At 42.7% G+C, this 11,982-nt stretch carries 16 protein-coding genes and 1 pseudogene; 2 read left to right on the forward strand and 15 right to left on the reverse strand.

Annotated features, from left to right (window positions below):
* Nucleotides 1-138: 138 nt before the first annotated feature.
* Nucleotides 139-306, forward strand: coding sequence for a hypothetical protein (locus DP117_RS30595; RefSeq protein ID WP_169221960.1), 168 nt, complete (start codon nucleotides 139-141; stop codon nucleotides 304-306).
* Nucleotides 307-484: 178 nt separating this feature from the next.
* Here the strand turns inward: DP117_RS30595 and DP117_RS30600 are convergent, their stop codons facing one another.
* The 15 genes and pseudogenes from DP117_RS30600 to DP117_RS36655 form a co-directional block, all read right to left on the reverse strand.
* Nucleotides 485-1,018, reverse strand: coding sequence for a phage major tail tube protein (locus DP117_RS30600; RefSeq protein WP_169221961.1), 534 nt, complete (start codon nucleotides 1,016-1,018; stop codon nucleotides 485-487).
* A 3-nt stretch (nucleotides 1,019-1,021) separates the two neighbouring features.
* Nucleotides 1,022-2,143 (reverse strand): hypothetical protein, encoded by a 1,122-nt coding sequence (locus DP117_RS30605; protein WP_169221962.1) that lies wholly within the window; start codon nucleotides 2,141-2,143, stop codon nucleotides 1,022-1,024.
* A gap of 5 nt (nucleotides 2,144-2,148) precedes the next feature.
* Nucleotides 2,149-2,349 (reverse strand): hypothetical protein, encoded by a 201-nt coding sequence (locus tag DP117_RS30610; RefSeq protein WP_169221963.1) that lies wholly within the window; start codon nucleotides 2,347-2,349, stop codon nucleotides 2,149-2,151.
* Between the two features lie 57 nt (nucleotides 2,350-2,406).
* Complete coding sequence (locus tag DP117_RS30615) at nucleotides 2,407-2,694, reverse strand: hypothetical protein (RefSeq protein WP_169221964.1); 288 nt, start codon at nucleotides 2,692-2,694, stop codon at nucleotides 2,407-2,409.
* On the reverse strand, nucleotides 2,691-3,230 hold the full coding sequence (locus DP117_RS30620) for a Gp37 family protein (protein WP_169221965.1): 540 nt from the start codon (nucleotides 3,228-3,230) through the stop codon (nucleotides 2,691-2,693). The genes DP117_RS30615 and DP117_RS30620 overlap by 4 nt, the downstream gene beginning before the upstream one ends.
* Before the next feature lie 6 nt (nucleotides 3,231-3,236).
* Complete coding sequence (locus tag DP117_RS30625; protein WP_169221966.1) at nucleotides 3,237-3,662, reverse strand: phage virion morphogenesis protein; 426 nt, start codon at nucleotides 3,660-3,662, stop codon at nucleotides 3,237-3,239.
* A 30-nt stretch (nucleotides 3,663-3,692) separates the two neighbouring features.
* A complete protein-coding gene (locus tag DP117_RS30630) occupies nucleotides 3,693-4,094 on the reverse strand; it encodes a hypothetical protein (protein WP_169221967.1) in 402 nt (133 codons plus the stop codon).
* On the reverse strand, nucleotides 4,091-4,474 hold the full coding sequence (locus tag DP117_RS30635) for a hypothetical protein (protein ID WP_169221968.1): 384 nt from the start codon (nucleotides 4,472-4,474) through the stop codon (nucleotides 4,091-4,093). The genes DP117_RS30630 and DP117_RS30635 overlap by 4 nt, the downstream gene beginning before the upstream one ends.
* Nucleotides 4,446-4,697: a hypothetical protein gene (locus tag DP117_RS30640; protein WP_169221969.1), complete on the reverse strand. Its 252-nt coding sequence runs from the start codon at nucleotides 4,695-4,697 to the stop codon at nucleotides 4,446-4,448. Before DP117_RS30640 ends, DP117_RS30635 begins: the two co-directional genes overlap by 29 nt.
* Nucleotides 4,698-4,734: 37 nt before the next feature.
* Nucleotides 4,735-5,967 carry a hypothetical protein gene (locus DP117_RS30645; RefSeq protein WP_169221970.1) on the reverse strand — a complete coding sequence of 411 codons (1,233 nt, stop codon included), beginning with the start codon at nucleotides 5,965-5,967 and terminating at the stop codon, nucleotides 4,735-4,737.
* 201 nt (nucleotides 5,968-6,168) lie between these two features.
* A complete protein-coding gene (locus DP117_RS30650) occupies nucleotides 6,169-6,789 on the reverse strand; it encodes a hypothetical protein (protein ID WP_169221971.1) in 621 nt (206 codons plus the stop codon).
* 370 nt (nucleotides 6,790-7,159) lie between these two features.
* A complete protein-coding gene (locus DP117_RS30655) occupies nucleotides 7,160-7,804 on the reverse strand; it encodes a hypothetical protein (RefSeq protein ID WP_169221972.1) in 645 nt (214 codons plus the stop codon).
* 147 nt (nucleotides 7,805-7,951) lie between these two features.
* Nucleotides 7,952-8,245 carry a hypothetical protein gene (locus DP117_RS30660; protein WP_169221973.1) on the reverse strand — a complete coding sequence of 98 codons (294 nt, stop codon included), beginning with the start codon at nucleotides 8,243-8,245 and terminating at the stop codon, nucleotides 7,952-7,954.
* Complete coding sequence (locus tag DP117_RS30665; RefSeq protein ID WP_169221974.1) at nucleotides 8,235-11,114, reverse strand: polymorphic toxin-type HINT domain-containing protein; 2,880 nt, start codon at nucleotides 11,112-11,114, stop codon at nucleotides 8,235-8,237. The genes DP117_RS30660 and DP117_RS30665 overlap by 11 nt, the downstream gene beginning before the upstream one ends.
* A gap of 43 nt (nucleotides 11,115-11,157) precedes the next feature.
* Nucleotides 11,158-11,337, reverse strand: a pseudogene (locus DP117_RS36655) (IS4 family transposase); the annotation flags it as partial.
* 71 nt (nucleotides 11,338-11,408) lie between these two features.
* Here DP117_RS36655 and DP117_RS30670 point away from each other — a divergent pair.
* Nucleotides 11,409-11,633 carry a hypothetical protein gene (locus DP117_RS30670; protein WP_169221975.1) on the forward strand — a complete coding sequence of 75 codons (225 nt, stop codon included), beginning with the start codon at nucleotides 11,409-11,411 and terminating at the stop codon, nucleotides 11,631-11,633.
* The last annotated feature ends 349 nt before the right edge of the window (nucleotides 11,634-11,982 follow it).

Below are 11,982 nucleotides of genomic sequence, written 5' to 3' on the forward strand. Positions count from 1 at the left end.
CATCAGTGTGTACCTATTTTCTACGGTAACCTTTGCGAACCTCGTGAACGGTTACTATGTGGACTCGTAAGACTCCGGATAGGCTCATTAGTTTTACCATTATAAAAAATTTGACACAGCCAGAGAAAGAAATGGTGTATGTATACACCATTTTTAGCCAAGTTATTAACAGGAACTATCTCAAAACCTGATTTTGGCGTTGAAACTGAGGGTCTGCAAGTTATGGCGATCGCTTGCTTAAAGCTCAGTCACAGAGGGGTATTGGGATTTTTCGGAGATGTCTTTTCCATTTCTTTTGTATCTTAAGGAAAATCCAGTATTTTCATATTCATGCCCTTGCTTACACAAAGTTCCAAGACAGAATTTGTCGGCATCAAATGTGTGTGTCATAATAGCCTTGTGTTTAATCACATCAAAGCTTCGCCGTGTCGCAAACATTGGGCGAGGCTTTGTTATATGACGATAGCATGAAGAAAATGTTTCGTTATATACCTAGTCCTGTCTTTCTTGCTTCCCAAAGATTGGTTCCGTTCCACGACCAAATCATTTCGTCGGGCGAGTACCTAAATATTTTTCCTTTCCAAGAATCCTCGTAAAAATTTACACCTAGTACTATCTCATTCTCTGCGGTGTCATTGCTGAATTGCCAACCTATAGGGTACTTGATGATTATGCCTCGCAGCGTCACCGTGTAGGTTGCGATATCGCACGCATCACGTTTGTTTTCTGCGATCGCCGAGAGGATGAAAGTGACGTTACTACAGACAGACTCCATGCAAGCTTGACGCAGACTGTCAGTGATGCCCATAAGAGTGATAGTTGCAGTCATGGCGTTAAAGTCGCCTTGATAGTTGATTGCACCAGCCGCGCCGCTTCTCCTTTCGTCGTCAACTTCACGCTCTAAGCCGTCTATGTTGAATTCTGATGCGACACCCGTCCCGTTCGCAGGGGTTGCTGCACCTCCGACCATCGAGAAAGTCCATTGACCTTTGATTTTATATTCTACTGGTAATGGCATTGCTTATACTCCTATCGTCACAGTAAGTTGAATAAGTTCGACGGGTAGGATTGACTCAGCCTCAAGCGCATACTTAAGCTTACCTGTGTTTAAGTTGCTCTCAGCTTCACTCCAAGTAGCTTTACCTGAGTTGATTTCACCCTGTGTTGTCATTTCATAGAACATGGCGTTGAATGAAGCTTGAGCAAGCAAGGCGGTTGTCACAGTTGCAGGTTGGTCAATAAACTTGCGAGCGCGTTCAATCGCTTTCTGCATGATTGCATCTTCTAATCGGACTACAGAAATGTAGCTCCTATTGGTCAATGCAGAAGGATACAGAGCGTTTCTATCACCCCATGTGTCATAATCACTACCATCAATGATGACAGTCACTACACCCTTAGCATTGAGCTTGGCTGTATCAGAATTTTCATCTGTCAGTGACATTGAAAGAGTAATGCTAGGCTCTAACACGCCGAGCAACGTCAAGCTTGATGTTGACTTACCATAGCTACCATCTTTGGCGACAGACCCAGCAATATGAACGCTTAATGGTTCAAAGATGGTAGGGGCGCTCGCTCTTTTCAATGATGGATAAGCGATAATCAAGCGCTCGCTCTTTTTGCCTATGCCTGTTGCAGTGTCACGTGCTGTGAGGACCGCTGCAACTGTATCGCCGTCTGTGGCGTCTAAGATTCCATAGCTTCTGACAGCATTAACCACAGAATCGAGAGCAGTTGCAACAGCATCACTATTAAAACCAGGAACCAGGACAAAAGCAGGATAAACATTAAATTTTGAGGGGATATCTTTCACTAGATACAAACCTGTACGAGCGCCTGCTGTGTCTGCTCCTATCAAGTTTGTCTCGTTCGTGGCAGGTGTCGCACTGTATGTTGTACGGATAACGTAGATATTGTTACAGCCGTATCTCAGCAAAACCTCTAGACTTCTGGGTATTGTATCCCCTGCGGTGTGCGTTCCAAATTTAGCGATCGCATCTGCCGTACTCGTGACTTTTGTGATTGTGTTCACTGCTGCGATCGCACCCTGAGCAGTCCCTACAATCACAATAGGTAATGCTGAACCAGTCAGCAATGGTGCAGTCGTGCCGCTGTAAATTTCTATTCCTCTAACTAAAGCCATTTTCTCTATTCCTCACTGACTTGAGCGCGTTTCTTGGTTGTTTTTGACTGAGGTTCTTCTATGCGTTCAGCCCAACCACGTGTTAAAGCATTGAGAAAGTACTCTGAGTCGTCAGGCACGTCATATTCTTGCCCTTCTAATAGCTGCACTGGCTTGCCGTTTATCTCAACGACCGCGAACGCTTCTACTTCCCATTTGATTCTCATCTTCTTTCCATAAGATATCCCGTCCCTCAGCGAAGCAGGGCGGGGTAGTTGAACTCTTTACACCATGTAAATTGCTATTGGAAATCCTACTTTCTTGGCGTAGGAAACAATAAAATCAATTCTTTCCTTTCCAGTTGTATACTCTGTAGTAAACGTCTTTGCAGAGTTTAAAGCGGAAGACAACACATTGATATTACCCATGTCTATAGCTTGGATAGCAGCTACCATTGACGATGTAAAGGTTTTTGGGACTACTAAGCCGTCAAATTTTCCAGACTTTTGCCAATCCTCCCAAATCTCCATTGTTTTTGTGTGCGACCCGAAACTGTCAAAGTTAAATGTCATCTCACTACCTCTATCATTGCCTCTGTGCTGATTGTTATTTCCTCAATCATTGATACATCATCATCTATTAACTCGCTGTTTTCTAGGATGTTGATGTCAAATTCAAAGTTAGATTCAATTACCCAGCTAGCATTATCGCGCTTGAATTGCCAGCCAACGTTAGAAGCTCTGATGGTTGATGTTGCATAAGGAGGCTTGTAGCCAATTAGCAAGTCACGCGCTTTTTTAAGTGCATCGTACAACCCTTTTGATGTGTATCGATGCGGTAACATGATGACGAGCAACAGTGTCCAGGCTTCAGCAGTGACTCTGCTATCAGTGTCTCTATTTTCATCCTCAACTGCTCTACCTGCTCTGATTAAGTGATAAATGTCACCGTAATCGACTCTTTCACCAAATCCTGCTGCAACGTCAGGAAGCGCTCTGACTAACACGTTTTCATCACAAAGATAGTCACGCAATGGTTGCAGACGTTCTGAGATAGCCAAATCCACATCTGACCATTCATTTCTTCTGGGGTCATCGCCACAATACATTTGCAATTACCTCAAAATGTCAGTTAAATAGCCCTCGAAAATTGCTTGACCTTTTGCTAGACGTTTCTCTGTGACACTTAATACTGTACGCGCTGGCATCCGATTTGTGCCCCCGTGAAAGTAGATTGTGTGTTCAGCCGATAAACCTATCTCACCCTCTAAATTGCTGACGCGAGTATATAGACTGTTAACCATAATGCTATCCTCACGTCCTATAGTTTGCGAGCGCTTTCTAGCCCAGGTAGATGGTGCTAAGTCTTTCCATCTCACGCCGTCAGGATCGTTCTGATTTACAAATTGAGTTTTGGTTTCTAACTCTAGATAAGCCATGAACTGTTTCATGGGCTTTTGTAGATTACTGACTTTGGTTTTGATGCCCTTAATTTTGCCAAGTTCAGTATCATTAATTGTGATTTTGATAAAGTCAGCCATCGCTAGAGAAAGATTTCCTTAACGTCAACGTCACGTCAAACGAACAATTGAACCTGTGCCCACCTCTAATTTAATGCGATCGCAATTGATTATCTTCCAGCTAATCTGAGACACAGGTAGCAGCTTGCAGTTGTTGCGCTCGCCGTCTTCAAATTCAATAGTTCCAATTACCCCAGGTTTTAACTCTGCTGGCATTTTAGAGGGTTTGACTAAGTGACCTTCGCAGATTCTTGAATCCTTGGTATAAGCTTCTGAATCTGTTGTGTTGCCTTGACCTTGACCTGCTCTATCAATTTGCGCGGTCAGTTCAATGCATGATTTGCTCTTGAAATTACCGCGCTCATCAACATCATCACAGCAAGTAGAATCAACTACACCAAATGTAATTTTTGCATGTTCATAGACTTTACTAGCTGCAAAAATTTTCTTCATGGTTCAGCATAGCCTCTAACAGAAACAGTTCTAAACAAAGGTGATTTGAACGCGCCACTAGGAACAGGTTCAAAATAGTCAGCATCCTCATCAGCTTGTGTGCTTTCTAAAGATGCAATTAGCGCGTCAATATCCCCGATAGTAGTTGAATCGTGAACTTTAACGAATCTAAGCTCTGGATGAGAACCTATGTAACGTGCTGCGGCTGCATAGATTCTAAAGCCTGGAACACCTCCAAAGTTAGGCAATAACTTACCCTTGGTGATGTTGAGCAGTCTTTCTACATGCGGTCGCTCTGACTCTTCATACAGTTGAGCGACTGCAGGTATTTGCTGGAATTGCAATAGAGCATCATTTACGCTTACTGGTGGTACTGCCACTTGTGCCCTCCGTAGGTGGATTTTGCCCCTCTATTAACTCAGTTTGTGCGCCTGGTTCTAGCTCCTCTCCTGTAATTGCTGTGTCTTCTACAAGAGTGGTACTAGCAGCCTTAAGTCCTAATGCTTCTGCTACTTCGTCAGGAACATTACATTTATTGTTTTCGTTAGGCGTATAAGTAATTCCGTTGTACATAACGGGATTACTAAGTTCAACTTCTGGCATCTTTTTACCTTCTTGTTAGCTAGCTGGAAACAACACATTAAGGTGTAGGCTCATAAACGTTCAACACATAATGAGCCTCTGGGGCTGTCAAAATTGGCAACGATTCCTGTATTAATTCAATTGTTAGTGAAGGCGGATGTAACTTGTCTTCTAAAAGTCTGTTAAGAATGCGACCTGGATTTGGATGACCGACACAGCGCCCTATTGCAAAATATCCTAGCGTGTTAGTTAACAGGACTTTGCCTATGGGGTTAGGTAGATTGACAGTGTACTCTCTACGGGTTCTGCAAGTCAGTATCACTGGATTGTATTTCTTTCCTGTTGCATCTATCCTGTCAAGAAATCCGCTGGTTTGAATAATGCCATTTGCATCTTTGTAGTTGTAAGTTTTGTCGTACAACTGCCAAGCTGGTAAACGCCATTGTCTTAAAAGTGCGTCTATACCATCTTCTGTCACCATGTTAGGCAATGCACTGGTGCTGATACCTGTACCGCCTGCACCTGGCGCGATCGCAACGCCTGAGAATCTATTCTTGATTGCTGGGTTATTCATAAATGCTCGTTTCGGCTCCCAGCTTGACGCAATTCTGACAATTTCTAATCCTTTCTTCCTGGCAACAGTTTGAATTGCTTGCAAGTCAAGCATGGAGTCATAGCTGCCATCGGTCTTGTACCATCCTAATGGCGCTGCGACGGTTCCACCTGGAATTATCACTCTTTGTCCTGGGCTGTTTGGATATCTTACGTCCTCGTAGTATCCGTTAGCGCCTCTACGTTTCACAAGCGCGTCAATAATGGCTTGCGAACGGAAAAGTTCATTTAAGTCCATCTGCGGCTTGATGATATTCTGATTCGTCCAATCTAAAACAGACTCAGCAGCCGTTTCAAGATTACTCAGATTTGCAGAGTCATCACTCAGTTGCAAGATGTCATGAATTGCTTCGTAGGTAGCGACATCAAGCACATCTTTTTGATTGGTAAAACCCAGTTTGTAGTCAAACGTGCCAATGATTTGACCACCTTTATTGATATCAGTAGGGGCGTAGGAACTTCCAGAAGCAGCAAGTGTAGAACGGTATTCAATGTTACCTTCTGTGCCTTGATTTTTTGACACTAACCTTTCTGGTAATAGTTCTTGAAAGAAGTACGGGGCATCATCGGTACCAAATTGCAACATGGGCGAAATTGTCAGTTTATCAAACTCTGACCATCCATCCTTCCCAGGCTTGCTCAAAAATTCAATAACGTCTCGAAAAACTGCGAACGCCATCTAAACCTCCGCAAGGGTACTCCCGCCACACACGAAGTGTTGGCGGCGATGGGGAATTGCGGGGCAATTGAGGGGGTTCAATACCCTCTCAATTGCCAGATCAACCACCTTGAGTGCGGTTAATTTTCTTTTTGAGACTACGGATATATTCACGAATTACCTCTGTTTGAGTTCTACTTTCTTGATAACAAGCTGATGCCACTAAGTTCCGATATACATTTGATATGCAGCACGTAGCTTAGTTTGAAGCCCACTGCTATAAGTTGAGAACTTAGGTAGACGATTTTCTTTAACACGAGTTTGATGTCTCACCAAGACTATTTCCTGATTTCTAAGTGCGTCAGGAACGTCAAAGGCTATCAAATAAATTTCATCATCCGTGTCAGCAGCAAGTGTGAATGGTGTACCAGCGTCACGCTCTGCGAACGTCCGCCCTACTGCCCAACCAGAGTACAATGGGCGAGCGCCGTATCCTGGATAGTTATAACTCGTATCAGCAGCAATAACACCTGGAGAGGGAAAAATCTCAAGTGTTGTTGCGTCACTTGATGCCCATCTACTTGTAATGACGCTTGTAGCGCCAAATGTGAGGGTCATCCCACTGGGAATACCCGCACCGTTGTTTATTTTGTTCTTAAGCTCTATTTTTTTGTCGTTTGCTGCGATCGCTGTCTTAACTTCTAAAGTTGCTTTGTCTATTGCCTCTATACCAATCGGATTGATTAGAGCGCCATGAGGCATGAGAGTATTGTAGTTCAAAGATTCCCCGACCCATGCCGCATCTTGCGTGACAATTGTAGGATTGAATCTAATTTCAGCCATAGCAAAACTCAACGATACAATAAACTATCGTGCTTGCCCCTCTGGGTCACTTTGATATTTTTGTCTCGCCCTCTGGCTCAACTCAAATACTGCATCCGGTTTATACGGCTTCCCGGTACTCGCCGCCTTACATCTCTCTAGATGTGGTTAAGGAAAGATTTCTCTAACGCCCCTCTGGGCTGAAACAATACTAGCATGATATACGTCTTAAAGTCTTAAATAGCAATAACAATGCACACTTGGAGGCGAGCGCTGCAACGCAGCCAAGAACAAGAGCGACTTATCAGAATGGTACAAGTTACAGCCTTTTTATGACGAAGATAGGGAATTTTGGATAGCCTACTGGACTGGACAAGACTATCGAGAATGGCTAGCTTTTTTTGAATCTAGAAGCACTGACACGGCTATTTAGATAATTGTCAGCCAAGGAGCCGCCTTGCGAGGTCGTACCCTTTGTACCTGCGCTTGGTAGTGACGTTGATGAATTTTGTGATGCTTTGTTTTTGTAAGACAACGCATTTTTTTTCCATTCCTCTAAGCTTTCTACATATTCCTCAAGTAAAACCTCTTTGCCGTCAACAGTAATTTTGATGCTGTCCTCTGAAACATTAAACGCCCCTGTGTCAATATCTTTGAATAGGCTCTCAAAAGCACTATAGTCAAAGTTAAATCTATCAGAGATTGTACGGAAAACTGCGCTGCGCTCTAGATTTGTTTTTTCTGTCTTGAGTGCGTCGCGATCGCTGACTACTGTGTCATGCTGTGTCTTCAAGTCGTCACGTTCTTTAGTCAGTTCGGCAAGTTGAGTCTTTAGCCTTTGTATGACCTTTTCTAAATCCTCGCCCTCACCTGCTAATTCCGAGTACCGCTTTAGCTTTGCCTCTGCATCACGAGCCGTTAGCTTATGCTTTTTGGCTTCATCAGATAAAACCTTGACATAAGCTCTCACAGCTTCTACGTATTCGCTACCGCCTTCTTGCTGGTTCATCCAGTCTAAAGCCTGTCCGTAATCCATAATCTAGTAATCGTTTGAGAAATCTTTCCTTTACGATATCATAGACACAATTGGAACTGTGTCTAATATTCTTATAGGTTTATATAAAACTTGATTGATTATATTAGCAAGTGTGTTGTTTTAGCGAGCGCCTAATGTTTTGTTACCTCAACTTTGGACATCTTTGAAACTCCTAATTTTAGGAACAGGGTCAACAGAAATGATTGTGTATTCTGTTGCAGATAATTTTGTTACTGCTGCATAAAGGTCAGCGTTTGTTGTTTCTTCTATATGCAAGATGTGACCATATGCACCATGATAATTGGATAGCGAGCGCTGCAATCTTTCTATAGCAGAATCATTGCCTTGCCAGTTTATGTCAATAATATTGTCTGGGTTATTTGTGTCAGTTTGAATTATAATTATCTCCTGTAAAAGTGTGTCTTTAATTTCAATTCTCATTAGCTAGTATTACTCCCATAATTAAGTCGAAATGTTGTTTATCTGTCTCACGTAAACGGCGCATCGTCTTGGCATCTGTAAAATGTTCTATTCCCATAGATAGCACTTCTGTAGAATCGTTAGCATAAACTTTGCCAACATAAGGGTCAAGATATTTGTCCTCTAAAGCTACTTCATCATCATCATAATCAATTCCTGTTAATTCTTTGAGAGATTTATATTGCAAAGAGTAAGCACGTTGATTACGCCAGATGTTCATAGCCATCTGTAAATCTTTAGATTCAAACTCCACATGATGCCCAGCTTCGTGGAATTGTGTTCCTTTTTCCGCACCTTTACCTATGTTGATTGTATTGTCGTATCTAGAGGCATACGCTCTAGGGTCATCATATTTAAGAGTCTTGATACTGCGAGCACCTTTACCACCTGTGAGTTCAAAAAAGTCTTGATAAGTGCTTTTAAGAGTTTGGGTTGTTATTTCTCCTAAATTTTGGAAATTAATTTTATCAACTAATGCTTGTACGTCTAGTTCGCCGTGTTTTTTCTTGATAGCTTGCCTTAGTTTGTCATATTCTTTCGTCTCGGCTTCTTGGCGTTTTTCTTGTTCCTTGTAATAAGCATTTTCTGCTTTGCGAAAAGCGTCAATAGTCTTTGGAGATGGTGAACCAGCTTGTATCTCTTCTTGGAGTTTTTGTCTCGCATTTGCGAGCGCCTTTTCTAGTTGTCTCTCTCTATCAGATATCTCAGGAATTTTTAGATTTTGTTCTGTGAACTTTGCACCCAGTTGTATTAATTCTTGAGGATTATAACGATTAACAGAGTAATTGATACTGGGTTGCTTAGGTTTAGGAGTTCTCTTGGTTTTTGCTTTAGGAGTAGCAGTCACCATCTCTGCACTACCTGATGTAATCACAGGCTTGGGCGGCACTGTGATAACGGGTATGTAAATTGGTTTAGGTAAACTTTTGATACCCGCTGCGCGTTCAAATGGCGCTGGTTCTTCCTTCGGGTCTACTATCGCCTCTTCTAGCGCTCGCTGACGCTCTGAACGTAGGGCGTTAACGTCCACAATACCAGCTTCTATCCAAGCCATATTGACCGGGGCAAGCGTACATCTGCAATTATGAACCATGATGTTATTGCAGATGTAATACTCTGTGGTAGTTTCTAAATTGTAAACATAATCATTATGGGTAGACTTGGTAATATTGATGATGCGATCGCTCTCTACGATTCCGGGAAATCTATTGAGAATGCTGCTAAGTTGGCTTTCACTAGCGCCGCGAGATTGCGTAGAGTCATTAAAGAACGTGGTATTAGTAGAGCTAAAAAAATCAATACTGGCAAAAGGGCTGCTATCAAAATCGGTATTCACAATCTTGACCTTGCTGTTGTAATTCCCAAGGTCGTCGTGGAAATCTTTGGTGGTAACTTCCACTTCTCTAGTAGACATCAAGCTAGATTGACTAAACGCTGTAAATATCTCTTTGATAACGGTTGGACGTTGATTGTTGTCTGAGTTAACAAGCAAATTAGACATCCGTTCACTATCGATGCAGCTTATCAAATCGTCTCCTATCTTCAAACTTTGCGGCGTAACCCATCCTTGCGGGGTCAATACTGGATGATTAGGGGTAATGGTCAGCTTATTACCTCTGGCTGTCTCAATGATGAAAATATCGCCATTGTAATGTCGCCGCGTCGCTCCCTTGATGGGGTCGCTCAAAATCATTGAATCACCAGTTACACAAGATGGATGCAAAGGTGGTCGCATACTGCCACGTTTGTACACTTTCATGTGGCGAGAGAGGCAATAGGGGCAGTTATGTACAAGTATCCCGTTTGCGTAGTATTCGGGGTATTGCTCAACCGTAAGATTATAGACAATTGACGCATTATCAGGTTTGATGACAAACAAATTCTCGACACTCAAAACCTGCGCGAGACTCTTATTATCAAGCTTCACAATACATCCTGGCTTAATTTTTCCAGCTTGCGTCCAACCCTTAGTAGTCCAGATAGGATGATTAGACGTAGACACGACGGAGCGATCGCTTAACTGCAATCTAGTAAATTCGCCATAATAAGGACGAGATAAGGTCTTAACAACTCTTCTGTAGCCAAAACGAGTTAAGACTTTATCCCCTTCTTTTATGCTTTCTATTGGGCGCTCTCCATTAATTGTCTTAACAAGAGTACCCGCAGGGAAACAAGTCCGCTTGTCTCCAATAGCTATCCACAATACGCCCTCTATTTCAGCATCGGCGTAGCGCTGGTCAGCAGCGTCATTATAGGCGGCGATTGTTTCTGTCCGTGCAATCATTTCGGCGCGACTTTTTGTGACCCCTAGTTGTTGTTGTAGCGGCTGCCTAATTTTTTGAATGCCAAAACCTTGAATAAGTCCTTGGTCGATTATTTCTGTTGCCACATCTGCGAACTTAGCTCCATGTCTTTGCAATCGCTCATAAGCATTCTTAGAAGCGCTGGCGACCGCTTCTATAGGAACGTCTGCAAAAGGCTTGACATCAATAGCAGGATTGATTGTCTTGATTAAAGAGCCTCCTAGGTCTGCGCCCGCATCAATTGAGTTATCAATCAAAATCTGTAACACTGATTGATACATCTTTGCGTCTTGCGGCCGCACTATCTGTAACAAGCTTCCTAGCTGTTGTAGTATCAACGCTTTCCTTTGAGCTTGTAGTATGGTTGCATTGCTGGCTATATTGTCATAGCTTTTGGTTAATTCTCTATCAAGTTGTTTAAATGCTGTGTCTAGCGCTTTGTTCATGCGTTCTATAGCAGCATCCTCCATCTTGATGAGTTCTTGGTCATAGCGCTCTGCTAACTGTATCGCTTTGTCTATCGCCATAGAAATCTTTCTTTAACGATAAGTGATTCCATCTATTCTATTAAGAATACGATGCAAGGCGTAGCGCTCGTTTAATTTGTTCGCCGTTTTCTAATTGCAACTCCTCAATCCGACAACCACTCTTTAAACAATAGTGATAACGTTCTATCAGCTACCGATAACTGTACCACTTCAAACATTGACAAACTTGCTCGAAATCTTTCACATCTAATGTGGTCAACAGCGTAGTAATTGTAGTATTGAGTGTAGGGGAGTAGTGGTACGCTTGTTATTAAAACTTTTAAGGTGAATTCAATGGAAGATGGGTCTTTTTTATTATGGTTTTCTATTTTTCTCTCTCAGTTCTTTTTGTGGTCAACAATTTTCACGTCTCAACAACAGCAACAGCAAACAGATTTTCTATTACAGCAACAACAACAACAGCAGCAAGCAGACCTGCTACTACAACAACAACAACAGCAGCAAGCAGACCTGCTACTACAACAACAGCAAGCAAACCTATTACAACAACAGCAATAGCAGCTACTCTTTAACCTCTGTGCAAAGTAATTTAGTTACTTGTACTATTTCCATTTACTAATTTTAGAAAATTATTTTATTACAAAAAATCTGCTATAAAACTCCTAATCGTGATGTTATTAAGGAGCCAGTGCCGTGCGGGGGTTCCCGTTACCGGAGCGGAACCGAAAGTGCGGTTCCTCTTAGGAACTAGTTCGCCACTGCGTTGGGGAGCCAGTACTGCAGGAGGGTTTCCCGACAGTTCCGCATGTGGCGTCCCGTTGAGACATCTGGCGTGCTGCCCTCTCTTTCAGACAAAGTGCGTGGACAATGCGTCGCCAGTTAAAGACCTGCACATTACCATCAGCCG

This window comes from Brasilonema sp. UFV-L1 (assembly GCF_012912105.1).
In the GTDB taxonomy this organism is placed as follows: Bacteria; Cyanobacteriota; Cyanobacteriia; order Cyanobacteriales; family Nostocaceae; genus Brasilonema.